This window comes from Streptomyces roseus, from assembly GCF_001044425.1.
In the GTDB taxonomy this organism is placed as follows: domain Bacteria; phylum Actinomycetota; class Actinomycetes; order Streptomycetales; family Streptomycetaceae; genus Streptomyces; species Streptomyces roseus.
On sequence record NZ_LFML01000119.1, the window covers coordinates 50,264 to 71,661 of the forward strand.

Annotated in this window: 21 protein-coding genes and 1 pseudogene; 9 read left to right on the plus strand and 13 right to left on the minus strand. The window is 72.8% G+C overall.

Annotated elements, in window-relative coordinates:
- The first annotated feature begins 97 nt into the window (after positions 1-97).
- Complete coding sequence (locus tag ACS04_RS26295) at positions 98-445, plus strand: beta/gamma crystallin domain-containing protein (RefSeq protein WP_398025249.1); 348 nt, start codon at positions 98-100, stop codon at positions 443-445.
- A 69-nt stretch (positions 446-514) separates the two neighbouring features.
- Here ACS04_RS26295 and ACS04_RS26300 read toward each other — a convergent pair whose 3' ends face one another.
- Together ACS04_RS26300 and ACS04_RS26305 are read right to left on the minus strand one after the other, a co-directional pair.
- Complete coding sequence (locus ACS04_RS26300; RefSeq protein ID WP_048479258.1) at positions 515-1,039, minus strand: universal stress protein; 525 nt, start codon at positions 1,037-1,039, stop codon at positions 515-517.
- A 5-nt stretch (positions 1,040-1,044) separates the two neighbouring features.
- On the minus strand, positions 1,045-2,301 hold the full coding sequence (locus ACS04_RS26305; protein WP_048479296.1) for an SLC13 family permease: 1,257 nt from the start codon (positions 2,299-2,301) through the stop codon (positions 1,045-1,047).
- A gap of 269 nt (positions 2,302-2,570) precedes the next feature.
- Here ACS04_RS26305 and ACS04_RS36660 point away from each other — a divergent pair.
- Positions 2,571-3,293, plus strand: a pseudogene (locus ACS04_RS36660) (alpha/beta fold hydrolase); the annotation flags it as partial.
- A gap of 185 nt (positions 3,294-3,478) precedes the next feature.
- Positions 3,479-4,951, plus strand: coding sequence for a sialidase family protein (locus tag ACS04_RS26315; RefSeq protein WP_048479260.1), 1,473 nt, complete (start codon positions 3,479-3,481; stop codon positions 4,949-4,951).
- 111 nt (positions 4,952-5,062) lie between these two features.
- Here ACS04_RS26315 and ACS04_RS26320 read toward each other — a convergent pair whose 3' ends face one another.
- Entirely contained in the window at positions 5,063-6,052 is a 990-nt protein-coding gene (locus ACS04_RS26320; RefSeq protein WP_048479261.1) for a helix-turn-helix transcriptional regulator, read from the minus strand.
- A gap of 90 nt (positions 6,053-6,142) precedes the next feature.
- Here ACS04_RS26320 and ACS04_RS26325 point away from each other — a divergent pair, with 90 nt between their 5' ends.
- A complete protein-coding gene (locus ACS04_RS26325) occupies positions 6,143-6,541 on the plus strand; it encodes a VOC family protein (protein ID WP_048479262.1) in 399 nt (132 codons plus the stop codon).
- 99 nt (positions 6,542-6,640) lie between these two features.
- Positions 6,641-6,811: a hypothetical protein gene (locus ACS04_RS36665; protein WP_245236555.1), complete on the plus strand. Its 171-nt coding sequence runs from the start codon at positions 6,641-6,643 to the stop codon at positions 6,809-6,811.
- Positions 6,812-6,817: 6 nt separating this feature from the next.
- On the opposite strand, the gene ACS04_RS26330 is transcribed toward ACS04_RS36665, so the two are convergent.
- Positions 6,818-7,489 carry a TetR/AcrR family transcriptional regulator gene (locus tag ACS04_RS26330; protein WP_048479263.1) on the minus strand — a complete coding sequence of 224 codons (672 nt, stop codon included), beginning with the start codon at positions 7,487-7,489 and terminating at the stop codon, positions 6,818-6,820.
- Positions 7,486-8,802 carry a cytochrome P450 family protein gene (locus tag ACS04_RS26335; protein ID WP_078865358.1) on the minus strand — a complete coding sequence of 439 codons (1,317 nt, stop codon included), beginning with the start codon at positions 8,800-8,802 and terminating at the stop codon, positions 7,486-7,488. The genes ACS04_RS26330 and ACS04_RS26335 overlap by 4 nt, the downstream gene beginning before the upstream one ends.
- A gap of 336 nt (positions 8,803-9,138) precedes the next feature.
- On the opposite strand from ACS04_RS26335, the gene ACS04_RS26340 reads away from it, so the two are divergent.
- Positions 9,139-9,864, plus strand: a complete 726-nt coding sequence (locus ACS04_RS26340) for a dienelactone hydrolase family protein (RefSeq protein WP_048479264.1) — start codon at positions 9,139-9,141, stop codon at positions 9,862-9,864.
- A gap of 171 nt (positions 9,865-10,035) precedes the next feature.
- Here the strand turns inward: ACS04_RS26340 and ACS04_RS26345 are convergent, their stop codons facing one another.
- The 3 genes from ACS04_RS26345 to ACS04_RS26355 all read right to left on the minus strand — a co-directional run bounded on the left by ACS04_RS26345 (position 10,036) and on the right by ACS04_RS26355 (position 13,423).
- The gene (locus ACS04_RS26345; protein ID WP_048479265.1) at positions 10,036-11,016 is read right to left on the minus strand and encodes a zinc-binding dehydrogenase; all 981 of its coding nucleotides are present in this window, start codon (positions 11,014-11,016) and stop codon (positions 10,036-10,038) included.
- A gap of 85 nt (positions 11,017-11,101) precedes the next feature.
- Complete coding sequence (locus ACS04_RS26350) at positions 11,102-11,686, minus strand: TetR/AcrR family transcriptional regulator (RefSeq protein WP_048479266.1); 585 nt, start codon at positions 11,684-11,686, stop codon at positions 11,102-11,104.
- Between the two features lie 159 nt (positions 11,687-11,845).
- Positions 11,846-13,423: a purple acid phosphatase family protein gene (locus tag ACS04_RS26355; protein WP_048479267.1), complete on the minus strand. Its 1,578-nt coding sequence runs from the start codon at positions 13,421-13,423 to the stop codon at positions 11,846-11,848.
- A gap of 188 nt (positions 13,424-13,611) precedes the next feature.
- Between ACS04_RS26355 and ACS04_RS26360 the strand changes: the two genes are divergently transcribed.
- Positions 13,612-14,322 (plus strand): rhomboid-like protein, encoded by a 711-nt coding sequence (locus ACS04_RS26360; protein ID WP_209441782.1) that lies wholly within the window; start codon positions 13,612-13,614, stop codon positions 14,320-14,322.
- On the opposite strand, the gene ACS04_RS26365 is transcribed toward ACS04_RS26360, so the two are convergent.
- The 4 genes from ACS04_RS26365 to ACS04_RS26380 form a co-directional block, all read right to left on the minus strand.
- Positions 14,312-14,716 (minus strand): aldehyde dehydrogenase family protein, encoded by a 405-nt coding sequence (locus ACS04_RS26365; protein ID WP_078865360.1) that lies wholly within the window; start codon positions 14,714-14,716, stop codon positions 14,312-14,314. The two genes, ACS04_RS26360 and ACS04_RS26365, sit on opposite strands and share 11 nt — an antisense overlap.
- Before the next feature lie 39 nt (positions 14,717-14,755).
- A complete protein-coding gene (locus tag ACS04_RS26370) occupies positions 14,756-16,390 on the minus strand; it encodes a sigma-70 family RNA polymerase sigma factor (RefSeq protein ID WP_158977518.1) in 1,635 nt (544 codons plus the stop codon).
- A 356-nt stretch (positions 16,391-16,746) separates the two neighbouring features.
- Positions 16,747-18,060 carry a YhgE/Pip domain-containing protein gene (locus ACS04_RS26375; protein WP_048479299.1) on the minus strand — a complete coding sequence of 438 codons (1,314 nt, stop codon included), beginning with the start codon at positions 18,058-18,060 and terminating at the stop codon, positions 16,747-16,749.
- 166 nt (positions 18,061-18,226) lie between these two features.
- Positions 18,227-18,793, minus strand: a complete 567-nt coding sequence (locus ACS04_RS26380) for a TetR/AcrR family transcriptional regulator (protein ID WP_048479270.1) — start codon at positions 18,791-18,793, stop codon at positions 18,227-18,229.
- Positions 18,794-18,921: 128 nt separating this feature from the next.
- Here ACS04_RS26380 and ACS04_RS26385 point away from each other — a divergent pair, with 128 nt between their 5' ends.
- Complete coding sequence (locus ACS04_RS26385) at positions 18,922-19,644, plus strand: SDR family oxidoreductase (RefSeq protein ID WP_048479271.1); 723 nt, start codon at positions 18,922-18,924, stop codon at positions 19,642-19,644.
- A 56-nt stretch (positions 19,645-19,700) separates the two neighbouring features.
- Entirely contained in the window at positions 19,701-20,771 is a 1,071-nt protein-coding gene (locus ACS04_RS26390; protein ID WP_053080951.1) for a hypothetical protein, read from the plus strand.
- Positions 20,772-20,900: 129 nt separating this feature from the next.
- Here the strand turns inward: ACS04_RS26390 and ACS04_RS26395 are convergent, their stop codons facing one another.
- On the minus strand, positions 20,901-21,272 hold the full coding sequence (locus ACS04_RS26395) for a peptidoglycan-binding domain-containing protein (protein ID WP_048479272.1): 372 nt from the start codon (positions 21,270-21,272) through the stop codon (positions 20,901-20,903).
- Positions 21,273-21,398: the final 126 nt, after the last annotated feature.

Below are 21,398 nucleotides of genomic sequence, written 5' to 3' on the forward strand. Positions count from 1 at the left end.
GCGAAGGTGTGTGGAACCGGCCGTCGCGGTGGGGTGGTCAACGCGCCCGTGGGTGCGGAGCCACCTGTTCCGCTCGATTCCCTTGTAAGGAGAGATCGTGCTCAAGCCGACCAGGATCGTCCGATCCGCAGCCGTGGCGCTCGCCGCGGCGGCATCACTCACCCTGACCCTTCCCGGCAACGCCTTCGCCATCGATCACGTCGAGTGCCGGGGCGGCGAGAACTTCCTGAAGATCTGGTCCCACAGCGGCGGGCGGGACAGCGTGGACTGCTACGCCAACAAGGGCCGGATCGGGTTCGGGGGCTGGTGGGTGGACAGGATCTCCACCGGGAACAACGACTTGATCTACTACGACGCCAACGGCGACTCGGTGCGGATCAGCCGGTGGACCGACATCACGTTCCCCAACCGCCCTCCGAAGGTCGACTCCATCGAGATCCTGTGACCCCCTGACGTGCTGACGTCCTGAAGTCCCTGCCGAGTCCCCGGCGCCCACCCGCCGCACCACCGCCCTTCACCGGTGGTGCGGCGGGTGTGGGTGCGGGTGCGGGTCCGGGTGGGCCGGCGGTGGCGGGATGGTGGCCGTGCCGGGCGGCGTTTCCGGCCAGACCAGCAGGACGGGGCAGGGTGCGTGGTCGACGATGAACCGGCTGGCTGGCCCGAGGCTGCGGGGTCCCAGGTGCGTACGGTCACCGTCGCGCGCGAGGATGAGCAGGTCGGCGCCTTCCACGGCGGCCACGACCTCCCGTTCGACGCGGCCCGAGCGTTCCAGCCGGGTGCAGGGGCGCCCCAGCCGTTCGGCAGCCCCCGCCAGGAGCCGTTCGGCGGAGGCGGCGGCCAGGTGCTCCACGGCGGTGCCGGGGTCGCGGTCGGGGCGCGCGCGGCCCAGCAGTCCGGCGTACGCGCCGTGCGCGGCACCGGGCACCTCGTGGCCGGTGACGTGGAGCAGCACGAGTTCGGCGTCCGCGGGGGCGTGGGCGCGCGCGGCGTCGACGCAGGCGGGCCAGGTGCCCTCCACGATCCAGACGATGACGGTCACGGCGTTCAGCCTCCGATCGCTAGGAGCGAGACCCACAGAGCCACCACCGAGAGCAGCAGGGCGGCGGGCACCGAGAGCAGGCCGAGCCGGGTGAACTCGCCCAGTTCCACATCGGTGTCGTGCTCGTGCACGATACGCCGCCACAGCAGGGTGGCCAGGGAACCGGCGTAGGTGAGGTTCGGGCCGATGTTGACGCCGAGGAGTACCGCCAGTACGGCGCCCGGGCCGGTGGGGGCGGTCAGCGGGAGCAGCACCAGGACGGCGGGCAGGTTGTTGATGACATTGGCCAGTACGGCCGCCAGTGCCGCGATGGCGAGGAGGGCCGGGAGGTCGCTGCCCGCGGGAACCAGATGGCCCAGGGCGTCGGCGAGGCCGTTGTCGACCACCGCGCGCACCACGATCCCCAGGGCCAGTACGAAGGCGCAGAACGGGAGCGCGGCGGCCCGGGCCACGGCCGTGGGCGTGGTCCGGCGCCGGGCCAGCGCGCGAACCGCGAGGACGGCCGCGCCGGCCGCCGCGGCCCAGGCCGGGTTGACGCCGAACGCGGAGGTCACCACGAAGCCCGCCAGGGTACCCGCGACGGTGAGCAGGGCGAACAGCGGCAGTTCGCGGGGCTCGTCGGCGGCCGGCGCCTCGGCGCCCGCGTCCAGGTCGGTGGTGAAGAAGCGGCGGATCACCACGTACTCGGCGCCGATCGCGACCAGCCAGGGCAGCGCCATGAGGGCCGCGAAGCGGGTGAAGGTCAGGCCGCTCGCGGCGAAGGCCAGCAGGTTGGTGAGGTTGGAGACCGGCAGCAGCAGCGAGGCGGTGTTCGACAGGTGGGTGCAGGCGTACACGTGGGGCTTGGCGCGCGCGCCCAGCCGGGCGGCGGTGGCGAACACCACCGGGGTCAGCAGCACCACCGTGGCGTCCAGACTCAGCACGGCGGTGATCAGCGAGGCCGTGACGAACACGAGCACGAGCAGGCGCCGCGGTCGGCCGGCCGCGCGCCGGGCCATCCAGGCACCGCAGGCCTGGAACAGCCCCTCGTCGTCACACAGCTGGGCCAGGACGAGGACGGCCGCGAGGAACCCGATGACGGGGCCCAGCCGGGCGGCCTCCTCCGCCGCGTGATCGAGGGAGATCGCACCGGTGGCGATGACCACCCCGGCCGCGGGGACGGCCACGACCGCCTCCGGCCAGCCCCACGGCCGGATCACCGCACAGGCCAGCACGGCCAGGAGCAGGGTGACGGAGAGTCCTTCTGCGAGCGAGGTGTTCAGGGTCAGGGCCTTTCGGGACGGGGACACCCCGGCGCGGCGGGACCGGCCGGGACTGCGGACATGACCCGCGAGGCACGGGCCCGGTGCCGGGCCTCGGGATACGGCTTCACCAGCACATCTTCGCCGACGCCGGCGCCGCGCTCCCGCCCGGACACCAGGAAGCGGCCGTGGAGGCCGGCCGCCACACCGGGGAGCCGGCCGGCGGGGCCGGTCGGGCGCACCGCTAGAGTCGGCCGGAGATGAAGAGCCTTGATCCGGGGGGATTTGGCATGTCGGCAGCGGACGCGACGCCCATCGTCTTCGTACACGGAACGCGGTTCAGCGCCGCCCAGTGGAGCCCGCAACTCGCCGCGCTCCGCGAAGAGTTCCCCGTAACGGCCGTCGACCTGCCGGGGCACGGAGCCCGCTCCGGCCAACCCTGGAGCCTGAAGGCGGCAACGGAGATCATCGGCGCGGCGGTGGAATCGCTCGACCGGGGCCCCGCCCTGGTCGTCGGACACTCCCTGGGCGGATACGCCGCGCTGGAGTTCGCGCGGCACCGGCCGCGGGAACTGCGCGGTCTCGTCCTCGCGGGGGCCAGCGCGGCGACCGGCGGCGTGTGGGCGTTGCCGTACCGGGGGCTGGCGAGGCTCGTCCCGCGCGTATCCGCGCAGCGGCTGACCCGGTGGAACGACCGGTTCCTGCGCCGGCTCTACCCGCCCGAAGTGGTCGGGGCGACGATCCGTACCGGCTACGCCTTCCACACCCTGCCGGCCGCCTGGGGCGACGTGCTCGGCCGTTTCGACGCGAGCGCGATGCGGCACGTGGCCGCCCCGGTCCTCATCCTGAACGGGGAGAAGGACATCGTCTTCCGGGCCGGCGAGCGGGAATTCGCCCGCGCGCACCCGAACGCCCGCATCGAGTTGATCCCCAGGGCCCGCCACCTGGCGAACTTCGACGCACCGGACGCCTTCACCGACGCCGTCCGCCGCTTCGCCCGTCAGCTGCCCGCCCACAGCCGACCCGGCGCCGCCGGCGGGGACTCCGCCGTCCGGCCCATCAAGGGAACCGGCCGTGACGCCGAAAAGGATCGAGCGGAGTCGTCCCACCCCCGAGATCCGGAACGGCCCCGCGCCCCACGCCGCCCTCATGACGGCGGCCCCCGCATCCGGCCGCCGACACCCGGAGGAGATCCCGCATGCGCGTCTACGCGCCCACGACCGCCGTCGCCACCGCCGCGCTCCTCCTCGCCACGCTCACCGGTGCGCCGCCCGCCGCGGCGGACGGGGGCCCCGACAGCGGACCGCGGGTCAAGGTGTCCCACGGCGACCCGTACGCGGACTGCACCATCGGGGCGGTGTCCCCCGACAGCGTCGTGTACCCGGGCACCGAGGTCGAGCCGTACCTGTCCGTCGATCCGCGCGACACGAAGCGCGTGGTCACCGTGTTCCAGCAGGACCGCTGGAGCGACGGCGGCGCCCGCGGCCTGTCGGCCGCCTGGACGACGGACGGCCGTACCTTCCACCGCAGCACGCTCCCCTTCAGCCTGTGCGCCCCGGGCGGCGCCGACTTCGAACGGGCCACCGACCCCTGGGTGAGCACCGGACCGGACGGCCTCGTCTACGCGAGCGGCGAGGGCGTCGACTTCACCAAGAGCACGCGGACCGGCCTCCTGGCCGTCACCTCCCGCGACGGCGGCCGCACCTGGCGGAACCTCACCACCACGCACGTCGACGAGCAGCCCTTCTTCAACGACAAGCCCTCGATCACCGCCGACCCGACCCGCAGGGGCACCGCCTACCAGGTCTGGAACCGCCTCGACAACGACCCGCCCGGCCCCAGCGGCATCGACGGCCCCGGCTACATCTCCGTGACCCGGAACGGCGGCCGCACCTGGAGCGAGGCCCGGCCCTTCGTCGACACCAGCGCCGTACCCAACACGCAGACCATCGGCCACCTGATCGTCGTCGACCCGAGCACCGGCACCCTGTACGACTTCTTCGACACGATCACCTTCGCCGACGACCTGAGCACCGTCCTCGAAGCCCACTACGCGATGGTCACCTCCACCGATGCCGGAGAGACCTGGAGCGCCCCGGTCACGGTGGTCCGGGACAGCGCCGTACCGGAGGTGGACCCCAACGCCCCCACCAAACTGCTGCGCGCCGCGTCCACCCTGCCCAGCCCGGCCGTCGACCCGAAGACGGGCACGCTGTACATGGCCTACGAGGGCGCGGACTTCTCCGGCGGCGCGTTCGACTCGGTCCAGCTGGTGCGCTCCACCGACGGCGGCCGTACCTGGGGCGCCCCCGAGCTGATCAGCCCGAAGGGCGTACCGGCCTTCTCCCCGTCGGTCGCGGTCGACGAGCGGGGCACGCTCGCGCTCACCTACTACGACCTGCGCCACCTCGAACCGGGTGACACCACCACCCTCCCCACCGCCTACCAGCTGGCCACGCTGCCGCACGGAAACACGGAGCAGCGGACCGAGCGGCAGATCTCGCGGATCTTCGACTGGCTGCAAGCGCCGTACGCCGGGGGCTACTTCCTCGGTGACTACCAAGGCCTGGTGGCGGACGGCGAGGGAGTGCGGGCGGTGCTGACCGAGACCCACTCCGGCGCGCCACGGAACCGTACGGACGTGTACACCGTCAGTCTCCCCACCCGCTGACAGCGCGGGTCTCGCGCGGGAGGCGGCGTCAGCTCGCCCGCACGGGGGCACAGTGCCCCCCGGGGACCGGCGCGACGCCGGTGCGTGGAGGTGCACGCCCTTGCTCGGCCGTCATTGACGTCGGGCCGATTCCGCCAGCCGCGCGGCGAATCGGGCGACCAGCTCGCGGAGTTCGCCGGGGCGTTCGATGACGAAGGGGCGGTCGAGCGAGGCGAGTACGGCGGGCAGCCAATCGAGCCGCTCCACCCGCATGCCGACGCGGCACCAAGGCCCGGGCGCCGAATCAGGGGCGCCCTCGGACGGCAACTCCTCCACGATCGCGATGCCGGCGGGAAGCCGGGATCGGACGTACTCGGCCGTCCCCTGGACCCGCACGCTCACCTCGTGCCGGTGTGGAGCCGAGGCGATCCCCGACAGCACGCGTTCCGCCGGGTCGAACCCGGCGGGCGGATCGAAGGCCCCGGGCAGCACCCGCGCTTCGGCGATGCGGTCCAGCCGGAAGGTGCGGTCCTCGCCGACCGCGGGGTCACCGCCCGTCACGTACCACCTGCCGGAGTGGGCGACGAGCCCGTACGGGTGCAGCGTGCGTTCGCTGGGCCGTCCGTCGGCGGCGGTGTAACGGATCGAGACCGGCCGGTGATGGCGGACCGCGTCGGCGATCGGGAGGAGGACGGAGCTCTCCGGAACGACCGACGTGGTGGGCGGATCGGTGAAGGCGAGGGAACCGAGCACGGCGTCGAGTCGCCCGCCGAGCCGTTCCGGCAGGACCCGTCGGATCTTGGCGGCTGCCGTCTCGCCCGCCGAGCCCGTGGCCGCCGTCAGACCGGCCCGCCGGCCGGCGAGCAGGCCGAGCAGTACGGCGAGTGCTTCGTCGTCAGTGAGCATGAGCGGAGGCATGCGGTATCCGGAGGCGATCCGGTAGCCGCCGTGGCGGCCGCGTACCGATTCGACGGGGACGTCGAGGTCGAGGAGGTGATCGGCGTACCGCCGCACCGTGCGCTCGTCGACTTCGAGCCGGGCCGCGAGTTCGCCGACGGTCCGCAGGCCGCCGGATTGCAGGAGCTCAAGGAGCATCAGCACGCGCGAGACGGGTCGGGACATGCCCACAAGTCTCCCGCACATACCGGGCGGATCCTGTCCGGTATCCGCTCTAGCGTGAGGTCATCACCACCACACGTCTGGAGAGACCCCATGGACTTCGTCTCGATCCGCATCATCACGGGCGACGTCGCCCGCCTCGTCGACTTCTACGAGCGCGCCACCGCAGTGGCGGCGAACTGGTCCACCGAGGACTTCGCCGAACTGAGGACCCCCTCGGCCACCCTCGCCATCGCCGGAACCCGAACCGTTCCCCTCTTCGCGCCCGGCGCCGCCCGGCCGGCCGAGAACCGCAGCGTCATCATCGAGTTCCTGGTCGACGACGTCGACCAGGTGCACCGGAATCTGACCGACTCCGTCGAAGAATTCGTCCAGACGCCCACCACGATGCCCTGGGGCAACCGCTCGCTTCTCCTGCGGGACCCCGACGGCAACCTCGTCAACTTCTTCACACCCGTCACTCCGGCCGCCCTGGCGAAGTTCGCCCGCTGACCGCGCACCGCCGCGCCGACGGCCGTCGCGGGTGCATGGGATCCGGCGGCAGGGGCACGAGGACGGTGAGCAGCGTCCGAGGTTCAGGAGGTGGAAGCGGTGCACCGTACAAAGGTGTTGGACTCCTTTCCCGCCGGTGACCCCTACGGCAGTTGGCCCGCCGAGGAGTACGCGGCCCGGTGCCGGGAGCGGGGCCAGGGGGCGACCGTCGTGATGGACCTCGACAGGGACGCCTTCCTCGTCGTGGCGCTCGACACGGACGGCTCGTGAAGCCCCTCAGCTCTCGCGGTGCGGTCCGAGGTCGTGGAGCACGGCCGTCAGGTCCTGCGCGGTCAGGGCCGGGCCGGGCAGCCGGGTGGCCGGGCGGGGCCCGGCCCGCAGGCCGTCCAGGAACAGGCCCAGCTGCCGGCGCCAGGCGTGCGGCGGCCCGGCGGCCGCGAGCGACGGGACGGTGCGGCCGAGCGTGGCCAGGCTCAGGAGCAGGTCCTCGACGGTGACGTCGGAGCGCATCGTGCCGTCCCGCTGGGCCCGCTCCATCAGCAGGGCGATCGTCTCGTGGTTGTGGGCGTGGACGGCGTCCAGTGAGGTCACGCCCTCGATGGCCGTGGTCATCAGGTCGTTCGCGCTGCGGTCGGCGGCCAGCACCGTGAAGACCGCCTCCAGGTAGCCGGCCAGCCCCGTCCAGGCGTCCGCCGCGCCGCGGGCTTCCTCCCCGGCGTCGACGGTCCCCTGGAGGGAGTTCCGGAAGACGGCGTCGATCAGGGCGGCCCGGGTGGGGAAGTGCCGGTAGAGGGTGGCGTTCCCGACGCCGGCCCGGCGGGCGATCTCGTCGAGCGGAGCTTCCAGCCCCTGGGCGGCGAAGGCCTCGCGCGCGGCGGCCAGGAGCAGTTCGCGGTTGCGCCGCGCGTCACGCCGTACCGGCGCGGGCCGTTCCGTGGCCGGGGTCAATGTCCGCTCCTCGGGTCGCCGGTGACCTGCGTACGGGAGGGTGCGCGTCGGCGCATCCGTACCGGGGATCCTCGTCCGGTACGGATGCTAGCGCCACCAGGGCCGGTGTCACGCGGGCAGGTGCGCCGACAGCGCACGGGCAGGGCGGCCACCCCCCTGAGCATGGCGCCCGGGCGGCGTTCGAGGGACTCGGGGACGGCGTCCAGGGCGAGGTCCGGCAGCCGCCGCAGGAGGGTCCGCAGGGCGGTCCTTCCTTCGAGGCGCGCGAGCGGGGCGCCCAGGCAGTGGTGGATGCCGTGGCCGAACGCGAGGTGTCCCTGGACGGGGCGCCGGATGTCGAAGCGGTCGGGGTCGGGGAAGTGCCCGGGGTCGCGGGAGGCGGCGGCCAGGGAGAGCATCACGCTGTCTCCCGCCGGGATGCGCACCCCGGCGATCTCCACGGGCTCGGCGGCGTGCCGGAAGGCCGCGGCGGTGACGGGGCCGTCGTAGCGGAGCGCCTCCTCGACGGCGCCGTTGGTCAGGTGGGGGTCGGCGCGCAGGGCGGCGAGCTGGTCGGGGTGGCGCAGCAGGGCCAGGACCGCGCTGGAGATGAGGTTGACGGTGGTCTCGTGTCCCGCGACGAGCAGGAGGAAGGCCATGCCGAGCAGTTCCTCGGGGGAGAGCCCGCCCGGCTCGCCGGAGGCCGGCACCAGGGCGCTCATCAGGTCCGTGCCGGGGTCGCCGGCCTTGGCGGCGATGAGGGCGGCGAAGTACGCGCTCATCTCGCCGGCGGCGGCGCCGGCCGCGGCGGGGGAGGAGGGCGCCACGAGCTCGGTCGACCAGGAGTGGAAGTGGTGCTGGTCGGTGAGGGGGACGCCGAGCAGTTCGCAGATGACGGTGAGGGGCAGCGGAAGGGCGTAGCCGGCGACGAGGTCGGCGGCGCCGGCCGGCGGGAGGGCGTCGAGGAGCCCGTCGGCGATCCGCTGGACGCGCGGGCGCATCGCCTCGACGCGCCCGGGGGTGAACTCGCGTGCCACGAGAGCGCGTAGACGGGTGTGCTGGGGCGCGTCGGTCTGCAGCATGTTCAGCCCGATGGCGTTGCCGCCGTCGCTCTGCCATGTCGCGGAGTGCCGTATGTCGTTGCGCAGCCGGGGGTCCGTCAGGGCGGCGCGCACCTCGTCGCGTCCGAGGACGAGCCATACGTCTCCGCTGCCGGGCACGTGGACGCGGTGGACAAGTCCCCTGGCGCGCAGGGCCGCGTAGACGGAGTACGGGTCGGTGGTGAAGTCGACTCCCTCGGGGGCGAGTTCGTCGAGCGTCGGTGCGGCGGGCATGGTGGTTCCCTTCCAGCTCGAAGTAAACGGGGACTACTCCCCGTTTCATCGTGCGGGAACGCTACCGCACGAACCGGGAAGTCGGCTGCCCGGCCCGGGGGAGTGCGCGCCCCACGCCATCCGGCCGCGCAGCCAACGAAAACCCTTTGCGCGCAGCCATCGAAAACCCTTTGGCGGGCCGCGGCGAGCCCTGTTAACCTCCGGGAGACCGTGCGAGAGAACGAGGAGGTGGTACCCGTGAACGCAGTTTCGACATGGGTGCTCCCCTCCGGGGTCACGGTCGGGCGATAGGTCGTCCGGGAGCGCCGTCCAACAGCCCTCCCGAAAGGCACGACCGTGCACTTCACTTCCGAACAGCGCCTCGACGACGGTGTCCTCGAGCGCGAATTCACCCTCGGCGAGATCCCCGGCACCCTGTGGACGCCCGAGTCCGCCGACCCGGCCCCGCTGGTCCTGATGTCCCACAACAACGGCCTGCCCAAGGCGGACCCCCGGCTGGTGGCACGGGCCCGGTACACCGCGGCGCATGGCTACGCGGTGGCCACCATCGACGCCGCCGGGTGCGGTGACCGTCCCCGTTCCGCCGCCGACGAGCAGGCCCGTGCCGATCTGCGGCGGGCGATGCAGGCCGGTGAGCCGGTCGACGAGATCTTCGAGTCCCTCATCGGCCCTCTGGTCGAGAACGCGGTCCCGGAATGGCGGGCCACTCTCGACGCCCTTCTCGAACAGCCCGGGATCGGCGGGCCGGTCGGGTACTCCGGAGGGTGGACGGCCCTCGGTATCCGGCTGGCGGTGGCCGAGCCGCGTATCGCCGCCGCGGGCTTCTTCGCGGGCGGGTTCGTGCCCCGTGCCCAGCGCGAGGAAGCCCGGCAGGTCACCGTTCCGCTGCTGTTCCTGCTGCAGTGGGACGACGAGGGCAACCCGCGGCAGCGGGCCCTGGACCTGTTCGACGCCTTCGGCAGCAAGGAGAAGACCTTGCACGCCAACCTGGGCGGGCACACCGGCACCCCGTGGTTCGAGCTGGAGGACGGGTGCCGGTTCCTGGACCGCCACCTGAAGTGAGGCGGGGCCGTCTGCCGGGCGCAGGACGGTAGGACGGCGCTGCCGCACCACCGCTCCGAGCGGCCGGTTACTCGCCGCTCGGAGCGAGCCGGGGGCCGCCCGGCCGCCCGCGACGGGAGTGCCCCCATCCCGGCCTCGGGCCCCTCAGGTCCCGGGACCGGGCCCCGGCACTCAGTCGACCAGGACGGTCATCTTGCCCAGCGCCTCACCTGCTTCCATGACGCGGTGGGCTTCGACGATCTCGTCGAAACGGAAGATCCGTGCCGGTCGCGCCGGCAGGACTCCCGACTCGATCCTGGCGTAGATCGCGTCCAATGGAACGTCGGCGAGCGGGAAATCGGGGCTGCCCAGGACGAAGGCGCTTCCGAAGAAGCTGAGCTGCACGCCGGACGGGAGGTCGGCGATCGGGTCGAAGTCGCGCACGGGCTCGAAACCGCCGAGGAAGCCGAGTTGGCAGACGCGGCCGCGGGGCCGGACCACGGCCAGGGAGTCGCGCAGGACGCTGTTGCCGACGAGGTCGAACACCGCGTCGACGCCGCCGTCGCCCCTGTCGACCCGACCGGCCAGGTAGCCGTCGTCGATGAGCACCTCCTCGGCGCCGAGATCCTTCAGGAGCGGCGCGTGGGCGGGATTGCGCGTGGTCGCGAGGACCTTCGCTCCGTGCGCGACGGCGAGGTTGACGGCGGCCTGGCCGAGGGACGACGTCGCTCCGCGCACCAGGAGCCGCTCGCCCGGGCGCAGGTCGAGGTTGCCGAACAGCCCGTTCCACGCCGTCGCGTAGACCTCGGGAACGGCGGCCAGCTCGGCCCACCCGAGCGACGAGCTCACCGCGGCCACGTTGGTGGCCGGTACGGTGACCAACTCGGCGTAACTGCCGTTTCGGGTACGGCCCATGCCGCCCAGGATCGCGACGACGGGGGTCCCGGTGTCGAGGCGGCCCGAGGGATCGGCCTCGACCAGTCCCACGCACTCGATTCCGGGGACGGCCGCGACCTCGCCCCAGGCGCCGGCGCGCATGTACGCCTCGGCGTGGTTGAGGCCGAAGGCCTTGACGCGGATCAGTACCTCGCCCGCCGCCGGGACGGGGTCGGGCAGATCGGTGACGCGGAGGACCTCGGGACCGCCGTGGGCGGATATGACGATGGCCTTCATGGACCGGACTCCATTCTTGAATGGCTATTCAACTATCGGGGCCGAAAAGAGGGCCACCGCGATGCGGTGGCCCTGGGTGGGCCCGTCAGGCGAGGACGGCGAAGGCGTTGTCGACGATGGCGCGCAGGACCGCCTCGTCGGGATTGGCCTTCCCCACGACCATCAGCCCCTGGCACGTGGCGACGAGCAGCTTGGCGCTGCCGCCGGGGTCCACCGAGTCGCGGACCTCCCCGGTCGCGCGAGCGTTGCGCAGGGCCGTGGTCATGCACTGCTCCAGACGGGCCAGGTGGCCGCGTACGACGGCGGCTGCCTCGTCGTCCTCGGCCGCGTCCTCGATCGCGGTGTTCACCAGCAGGCACCCCTGGCGCCCCTCGGGGCTGAGGAGGTCGCTCACCAGACCGTCGAAGTAGCCGCGCAGCGCGGCCAGCGAGGCTCCGGGCGCCGCCAGGTCGCCCAGCTTCCGAGGGACGACCAGCTTGGAGTACCGCTCCAGCGACCGCAGGAACAGCGTGCGCTTGCCGCCGGGGAACACGCTGTAGAGACTGCCTGGCTTCACCCCGGTGGCCCGCACGAGATCCTCGATCGACGTGGCCCGGTAGCCCTGGAGCCAGAATCGCAGCATGGCCTGGTCCAGGACGGCGTCGGGCTCGAACTCGCGGGGGCGGGGCATGACTCAAAAATACATGAATGACCATTCAAGAACAAGGGGACGGGCCGTCGACTGACCGCCGCCGGCCCCCGGCCGCGGTCGGGGCGTACTACGGAGCGGCCCCGGGTCGCCGACCCGGGGCCGCCCTCGATTCGGACCGTCCTCCCGCCGCGATGAACGCTAGCGGCCGCGACCCCGCTGGATCTCGAAGTGGTCGATCCGCTGCCCCGTCTCGGCCAGTGCGCTGACCTTCAGCTTCGGAGAGTGGCCCGCTTCGACCTCGACCGCGAGGAAGGAGTAGTTGGTGTACCGCACCCGCGACCACTCCACCGTCTCGGTCGCTTTCGTACCGCCCTTGACCCATCGGTAGGAGTCGACACTGTCGCGGTCCGCCACGTGACCCTCGTACGAGTCCGGCACCGGGAAGCTGTAGAGCGAACGCCCGGCCGCGCCCGCCGTGACGTACACGATGCCGTCCCGCGTGGGGTCGGTGCGCTCACCGATGGGGACCTTCCGGCCTACCTTGTTGCCCTTGATCGCGTCGGTCCGCTCGTACACGTGGTTGTGGCCGTTGATGACCAGGTCCACCTGGTGCTTCTCGAACAGCGGCACCCACACGTCGCGCACCCCGCCCTCCGAAGCGTGCGCGCTGGTGGTGGAGAACGCGCAGTGGTGGAAGAACACCACGATGAAGTCCACGTCGCGGTGGTGGCGCAGTTCGCCCAGGCGCCGGTCCAGCCACGCGGTCTGCTTTCCGCCGCTGATGCCGAAGTTGGCGGGGATCTCGTACGAGATGTCGTTCGCGTCGAGCGCCACGACCCCGACGTTGCCGTGCACGAACGAGTACACGCCCGGCTGGTTGACCGGGTCGGGGCCGTTGCCGGGCAGCGACCAGCGGGCGTTCTGGCCGCCGTAGCCCTGCGGCGAGTACCAGGCCTCCATGTCGTGGTTGCCGGTCGTCACCATCCACGGCACGGTCTTGGCCACCGTTTCGGTCTGGGCCAGGAACTGGTCCCAGGCCCGCGCGTCGTAGGTGTCGCCGGCGGTGCCCGAACCGGAGGAGTCGGCGTAGCAGATGTCGCCCGCGTGCAGGTGGAAGGCCGGGTTCTGGGCCAGCAGCACCGCGTCGTTGCCGAGTGCGTGGTAGCTCACGCCCTGGTCGCCGAAGGCGGTGAAGGTGAAGTTCTCGGCGCGCTGGGGGGCGGTGGTGAAGGTGCCGAGCGTGCCCAGGTTGCGGTGGTCGGCGGGGTCGAAGCCGTCGTGTCCGACCCCGTAGTAGTAGGTCTGACCGGGCCTCAGCCGGTCCAGCCCCACGTGCAGGTAGAACTGCTCGGCCGCGGCGATCTTGCCGCCGTTCAGGACCGGGGTGCTCAGGTGCCGGACCTCGGCGTCGATCTTCACGCTCAGCGCCCAGGGGCTGGTGCCCACGCGCAGGTACGGCTTCTTCACCGCGAACGGGACCTGCCAGGACACCCGCATCTGCGTCTTCGGGTCCGCGCCGTACTGCAAGTGCCGTGCGAACGGCGCGGCCAGCGAGCCGTCGACGCCGCGCCGTTCGGTGGAGGTGAGTACGGCCGGAGCCGCGTACGCGGGCGAGGCCGCGCCGACGGCCACGCCGGCCCCGGCGACGGCCGCGGTCACCGCGCCCGCGCGCAGCGCTCCGCGCCGGGTGAACTTCGCACGCAGGTAGTCGTGCTGCTCGGCCATGCTCATGCGCGAGGCGAGTTTCTGGGGGATGCCGAAATCGGGAAGGTCCATGGCTGCAAACCTCATCGTACGAGGCGACACGGAGGCCGCCGAGAGGTGAACGGACGGGGGCGGAACCCCCATGAGAATCCCCGGAATTACCCATCTTCCTGCCACCCCCGTCCCGACGCCGGGGCGTGGCGGGGCCTTCGCCGACCCGTCGGACCCCGCCTTCGGGCGGCCCTGGAGAATGCCGCGGTATGAACTTGTCGTCACTGAGGGGTCGTTCGGGCGCAGTGCTGGGCGCCGTGCGGGGGTATCCGCGCCGGGCGCCGCTGACCCTCGCCTACGTCTGTCTGCTCCTGGTCGGGCACGCCTGGCTCGGCTACGTCCTGTCCGCCGATCAGGCGGCCAGCATTCTGGGATATCTCAGCACCAACCTGGACAATCTTCAAGATCATCCGCTCGCCGCGCTGCTCGGCAGCGTGCTGTTGTTCGCCGGAACGCTCACTGACGTCACCTCGGCCGACTTCCTGGGCACCTTGATCACCCTGGGCCTCGGGGTCTGCTGCTCCCTGGCCTGGGCGGAGGCCCGATGGGGAAGGCCGCGCGCCGTGGCCGTCTTCCTCGGCGGGCACGTCGTCGCCACCCTCCTCACCGCCGTCGTCATCGCCGTCGCGCTGCGGCGCGGCTGGTATCCGGCGGACGTGCGCCACGCCCTGGACTACGGGGTCAGTTACGGAGCCCAGACCGTGTTGGCGTTCGGCACGCCCGCCCTGCCCCGCCGGGGCCGCCTCCCCTGGGCCGTCTTCGTCCTCGCGTGGCCCCTCGGCGGCGCCGCATGGGACGGGCCGCTGCCGGACTTCACGACCGTCGGCCACCTCACGGCGGCGGCCCTCGGCTTCGGGCTGCTGGGCGTCCCGGCCTTCGGACGGCGACGACACCTCCATCGTCCCGAGCTCACAGCATGACGTGCTTGGCCTGGGAGTGGTCGAGGAGGCCGGACAGGGAGAGGTCGCTGCCGTAACCGGGGTGTTCGACCCCGCCGTGGGGCATCTCGGAGACGGTGGTGCCGTGGGTGTTCACCCAGACGAGGCCCGTGTGCAGGATCCGCGTCGCGCGCACGGCGCGGTCGTGGTCCGAGGGCCAGACACCGGCGGCGAGTCCGAACCGGACGTCGTTGGCCAGGCGCAGGGCCTCGGTCCCGTCGACGAACGGCTGAACGGTCAGGACGGGGCCGAAGGTCTCCTCCTGCACGATCCCGTCGCCCTGGCGCACTCCCGCCACGACGGTGGGTTCGAGGAAGAAGCCGGGCCGGGCGAGCTGAGCGCCGCCCGTGACGGACCCGGCGTTGGCCGGGAGCAGCTCGCTCGGCGGGCCCGAGCCGCCTCGCGCGTGCGGTCGTCACCCCAGGGTGAAGAGGAAATGGGCGGACCGGTAGTAGTCGGGCAGCTGCACCAGGGCCGAACCCTCGTGCGGGGGATCGGTCTTGGGCCAGTTCCGGGGGCCCAGCAGGTGGTCGGAGTAGTCGCTCTTGCGGACCGGCGGCACGAACCAGAGCCGGAAGCTGCCGGATCGTCCGACCGACTCGGGCCTCCAGAGCTGCGTCCCGCGGCCGGCGTCCGAGCGGCAGGCGCGCAGGGTGACGTCGACGACGTTTCCGCCGGCGGTGGTTCCGTCGAGGCAGGTGCCGGTGCCCGTGTTCCGGAACTGGTAGGTGCCCTGCCCGGCCGGCAGGCGCTGCCAGCCCTGGGATGCCGCGCCGGTGCACGGCTGGAGCTGCAAGGGCCCTTCGGTACCCCGGCCGTCGAAGCCCACGCACAGCCCCGATGTGGTGTTGACCAATGGCATGCCGGAGGGGGCGGGGCTCTGCGAGGGCCGCGCGGAGGACGGCGCGGGAGTGGCGGGTGCCGAGGGGGCTGCGACGGCCGACGCGGGGGCGCCGATGGTCACGACGGGCGGTGCCGAGTCCGCCGGCAGCGGCAGCAGGTACGGGTCGGCCTCCGAGATCGGGTCCGGGTTCGGGCGCGTGACCGTGGGCGTCGGGGCGGCCCGCTCGGTCCGGTCCTCGGCCGGCAGCAGGACGAACGCGGTGAGCGTCGTACCCGCGACGGCCGCCGCCGCGGTCCACTTCGGCGCGCCGAACCGCGCCGCGGCCGCCTTGAGCCCCACCACCTTGCCCGCGGCCAGGTGGTGGGCGCCGTGCGCACCGGCGGTCAGCGCGAAGGAGGCGGGGTGCCACAGCAGGATTCCGGCGGGCAGCAGAGCGCCCAGCCTGTTGTTGACGGCTCGCAGATCACGCTCGGCCCGCCCGCAGCTCTCGCACGCCCGCAGATGCCGCCCCAGGTCGCGGGTGACGCGCTTGCCCGGGCGGCGGAGCGCGGCGGCGAGCAGGCCGCCGTAGTGCCGGCACTCCTCGCTCGCGCTCTCGTCCAGGTGGGCGCGCAGGTACGCCTCGCGCAGGCCCTCGCGGGCGCGCGCCGCCAGCGAGCCGACGCCTCCCGCCGATATACCGAGGCGCCGGGCGGTCTCGGCCGCGGGCTCGTCCTCGACGACCGCGTGCCACAGCACGGCCTGCCAGCGTTCCGGCAGCGAGCGGTACGCCCGCAGCACCAGCGAGCCCTCTTCCGCCGACAGGGCGGCGCCCTCGACGTCCTGGTCGCCGGTCAGGCCGGCGGCCCACGCGTCGAAGTCGCCCGACAGCCGGGTGCGGGCGCCGCGGCGGGCCCATTCGGCCGCCACCCGGCGTACGCAGGTCAGCAGGTACGGCCGCCAGACGTACTCGGGGCCGGTGCCCCACGCGACGGCCCGGTAGGTGCGGGCGAAGGCCTCGGCCGCCAGGTCGCCGGCCGTGGCCAGATCGCGGCAGCAGGTGCGGGCGTAGGCGAGGACGGCGTCGTGGTGACGGGCGAACACCTCGCCCATCACGTCGCTGAGATCGGCACCTGACGCCGAGTCACGCTCGCGAAGCAGCGCGCAGAGCTGCGCGTCGCTGAGGTCGTGGAGGTCCTGCCGGGGGGCAGTTCCCGATGTGCTCAACCTTGCTCCCGTTGACTTGCTGATGGCCGGCACGGCGCATGCCAGGCAGGTGGGCAGTGGGGTGCGACGCTGCGCCCGGCAGGAATTCGCGCAAGTGTGCACGTTCTTCCGGCTCGTGGGCAACCGGACGCCCCGACACCGTCCGACCTGACACGAGTTCGGCAAAGGCTCGGCAAAGTCGCGGGACGGGTCGCCGTCACACCACCTCCCACGTGCACGAAGACCGACAACAAGGGGCCGGGAGGTGCGAGTGCGAGGGTCAGTCCACGTCGTACGCGGTGTCGTGCCTCGGCTGGTACAGCCCCACCGTGCCCGCGCCCGGCACGGCCAGGGTGGTGAGCGAGCCCTGGCCGCCGTCACGCGCCCGGCGGCCGGTCGCCCCCGCTGGGCTGGGGCGTCATGCGTTCCAGACCCCTGCGCTCGTAGAAGCGGGTCATCGCGAATCCCACGAGCAGGGCGAGGGCGGTACCGACGGCGATCATGGTCCATGCCCGGGTGAGACCGGCGTCGGCGCGCGCGTCGAAGAAGAGGATGGCGCGCACTCCGTCGCTGAGCTGGCGCATGGGCTCGAAGAGGGACAGGAGGCGGTAGAAGCCGGGGACGGCCTGGAGCGGGACGGTGGCGCCCGAGGAGGGCAGGCCCAGTGCGATGAAGACGAACATGGACACGAGTTGGCCGATCCCGCCGAACGCGGCGTTGATCGCCTGGACGCCCAGGCCCACCGCGAGGCCGGCGCAGTAGGAGTAGATCCACAGCAGCGGGATGTGTGCGGCGTCCATCCCGAGGATCGAGATCGTGGCCACCATGACCAGCGTGGTGGTCAGCACCGTGATCACAGCCGTCATGACCACTTTCAGCAGCAGCGTCTGGGTGCGGCTGATCGGCACGGTGGGACGACGGGTGTGCCAGGGGCCGAGTTCGCTGTCCGCGTAGCCGAGGGCGGTGTCCACGCCGCTGTTGATGAGGTTGCCGCCCAGGAACCCGATGAGCACCAGCAGTAGGGTGTAGTAGAACGCGCTCAGGCCCAGCCCGCTGTTGTCGCCGACCGGATGACCGATCCGGCTGACGACCTGCACGGGGTCGGCCAGCAGCAGCCGCGTCGTGGGATCGGCCTGCGAGGCGGCGGGGGAGGCGGTGAGTTGTTCGCCGATCGTCTTGGAGGACTGCCGGGCCGCCGCCGTGTTGATCCGCTCGGCCAGGGAGGAGCCGATGCTCCCCATCCCGGGGTTGGTGAGGACCGTGATCGTCGGGCGGACCGTGGCGGTGCCCGTGGTGAGGGCGGCCACGGTCTCGGTGAAGTCGGCGGGGATGACCAGGGCGCCGTAGATCTTGGCGGAGGAGAGCTGGTCCTGCGCCTGGGCCTCGGTGAGCCGGCGCCACTGGACCTTGCCGGACGTGTCGCTGCCGGTCACGGCCTCGGTGACCTGCGTGCCCACGTTCTGCCGCTGTCCGGGCAGCGGCCGGCCCGTGTCCGCGTTGACGACGCCGATGGGCAGATCGCGCAGACTGCGGTTCGGATTGACGATTCCGCCCATGTACAGCAGCGACAGCAGCAGGGCGAGCAGGCCGGTCAGCAGCGTGGGCACCGCCCACAGCTTCGGGCGGCGGAGCAGCGCCGAGGCGCGTGCCCCGGCGGTGGTCACAGAGCGGGTGTCGTCGCGCTCGTTCATGTCGGCGTCCATGGTTCTCGGCGAGGGTGTGCCGGTAAGCATGGGCCGTGGCGGGGGGAGGCGTCCGGAGGCTCACCGCACGCCGCACGCCGCACGCCGCACGCCCGGCGCAGGAGGCCGCGAGGCCCGGGTGGGGCCTCGCCCTCGCCCTTGCCCTCTCCTGGTGTCAGGGCGCAGGGGTCAGTGCGGCCCGGGCGGCCGCGAGGATCTCGTCGGAGAGCGGGGAGTCCTTGGTCGCGCGGGCCAGTACGACCGCGCCGAGCATCGTGCACAGCCGGACGATCCCGTCCCGGTCGCCGTCGCCTGTGGCGAGCCAGTCGGCGAACTCCGAGACGCCGTCGGCATAGGTACGGTGCGCCCCGCGGTCCCCGGGGTCACGGGCCATGTCCGTGGCCAGTCCGGCGGCGGGGCAGCCCGTGGCGGGGGAGTCCCGGTGCCGGGGGGACAGGTAGCCGTCGATCAGGGCCCGCTGTGCCGCGGCACGCTCGCCGTCGCTGTCCTCCAAGGTGGTCGCGCGCCGCGCGGCCAGTTCCCCGAAGGCGTGTGAGACGGCCTCGTCGATGAGGGCTTCCTTGGAGTCGAACTGCTTGTAGAAGCCGCCATGGGTCAGGCCGGCCGCCTTCATCAGGTCGGCGACGCTCACGCTCGTGCCCTGTTCGCGGAAGAGCTGCGAGGCCATCTCCACGACCCGCCTGCGGTTCTCCTGCGCCTGCGCCTGCGATACGCGGCCCATGGACACCTCCTCATTTGGATGACGACTGGCATCTATCCTACCCCTCGTTATAGATTATGAATGTAATCTAATGGAGGTCGGGGGAAACGTACGCCCCGGCCCGCCACCCCACCCCCTTGGGAGATGTCATGGAACCGAGCAACGCCGTCGACCGGGACAGCACCTTCGAGCTGGAGGGCGCCGTCGCCGTGGTCACCGGAGCCAACCGGGGCCTGGGCCGCCATCTCGCGGCCCAGCTCGTGGAGCGCGGGGCCGAGGTCTACGCGGCCGCCCGCCGTCCCGAGTCGGTGGATCTGCCCGGCGTCGTCCCGCTGCGCCTGGACCTCACCGACCCGCAGTCCGTCCGGGAAGCCGCCCGCACCGCCTCGGACGCCACCCTGCTCGTCAACAACGCCGGGATCTCGACGGGGACCCCGCTGGTCGCGGGCGACTGGGACGCGGTGCGGCTGGAGATGGACACGAACTTCTTCGGTCCGCTGGCCGCCACCCGGGCCTTCGCCCCCGTCATCGAGGGAAACGGGGGCGGCGCCGTCCTGAACGTCCTGTCCGTCCTCTCCTGGTTCCACCCGGCCGGACTCGGGGCCTACGCCGCGGCCAAGGCCGCCGGATGGGCGATGACCGACGCGATCCGCGAGGAGCTGGCCCCGCGCGGCATCGCGGTCACCGCGCTCCACGTCGGCTACATGGACACCGACATGGCCGCCGGGATTCCGGCCGCCCAGAAGACCGCCCCCGCCCTCGTCGCCGCCCTCGCCCTCGACGGCCTGGCCCGAGGGGCACAGGAAGTCCTCGCCGACGACCTCACCCGCGGCGTCAGGCAGGGGCTCGGCCGCGTCACGTCCGCCGTCTGACCCGCCCCGTACGCCCGAGGTCCGCCCCCGCCGGACCGGACCAGGAAAGACCTTCCATGGACACCACCGTCACATCCGCCGCGCCGGGCGCCGCGCCCGGCCCCGCCGGAGGGGCCGCAGCGCCCGCTCCGCCCGTCCCCGGCACAGCGCCCGCTCCGCCCGTCCCCGGCATCCGCCGCCGTCCGCCCGTACGGGCCTGGCTCCAGCCGGCCGTGATCGCCCTGGTCCTGGCCGTCGCCTTCATCGGCTGCTACATCGGCCTGCAGTGCGACCCCCGGCCCCACCACGTCCCCATCGCCGTCTCCGGGAAGCAACTCGCCGACCGGATGAGGGGCGCGCTCGGCGACGGAGTCGAGGTGCACCCGGCCGCCGACGCCGCGTCCGCCCGCCGTGCCCTGGAGCGTCACGAGGTCTCGGCCGCACTCGCAGAGGGCCCCGGAGGCCGGCTGGACCTGGAGGTCGCCGGAGCCTACGGCCCCTCCACCACCTCGGCCGTCAAGAGCCTCGTCGGCGCGTACGCCGAGGGCGCGGGCCGGCAGGTCACCACCCGGGACGTCGTGCCCCTGACCCGCTACGACGCGCGCGGCCTGGCCGGCTTCTACTTGGCCTTCGGCGTGACCCTGGCAGGGTTCGTCCTCGCCCAGAACACCCTCGGCCTCGCCGGCCTGCTCCGCCTGCGCCACCGGTTCTGGCTGCTGGCCGCCGTCTCCGCCGCCGTCGGCAGCGTGGCCGCCGTGCTCGCCGGCCCCGTCCTCGGCGCCGTACCCGCCCCCGTCGTCCCGCTGGCCTTCACCCTCACCCTGCTGGCCGCTGCGGCGGCGTTCGCCACCAAGCTCCTCGGTACGTACCTCGGCCCCGTCGGGGTGCCCGCCGCGACCCTGCTGCTGCTCACCGTGGGCAACTCCACCAGCGGCGCCACCATCAGCGCGGACCTCCTGCCGCCGGCCGCGCACGCCGTCTCGGCGCTCCTGCCGCCGGGGGCGGCCGTTCGTGCCATCACCGACCTGAGCTACTTCCACGGCGCCCACGCCACCGTCCCGCTCATCACGCTGGCCGCCTGGGCCGTGACCGCCGCGCTCCTGGTCGGCCTGCGCAGCCGCCTGCGGCCTGCTGCCACGGCCGCCTGACGTCCCGGCCGTTGCGTCCTGCCGCGGGCCGGGCCCCGGTCTCCGCGCGTCGGACGACGACCGCGTGGACCGGGGCCCGGGGGTACGTGGTGAAGCGGGGGCCGGGCCGCCGGCCCGGCCCCCACCGGGTCAGCAGACCGGGTTCTTCAGGGCGCTCCAGGTCTTGGGACCGACGATGCCGTCGACGGGCATGTGGCACATGTCCTTCACCCGGCTCTGGAACTCGCGCACGGCACGGTCGGTGTTCGGTCCGAAGTCGCCGTCGACGCCGGAGGAGCCGATGTTCACGTTCCAGGTCTTGAGCAGACACTGGGCCTGCTTGACCGCGGCGCCCTTGGAGCCCCTGCTGATGGTGGGCTGCGAGTCGGTGTAGTTGCAGCCGCGCGAACCGGTCACCGACGTACCGGAGTTCGTGGCCGCCACGGCCGAGGGGGCCATGGCGACGCCGGTGCACAGGGCAGTGGAGGCGACGAGGAGCGCGAGACGCTTGCTGACGAGCATGGCTGTGTTCCGTCCTTCGTTCGGTGCGAGCCCTTCCCCCGTGGATGTCTCCGAGCGGCCCGCTGTCCTGGTGTGCGGGACCGGTGGTCGGCCGGTCCCGTGCTGCCGAGGCATGAAGCTACGGGC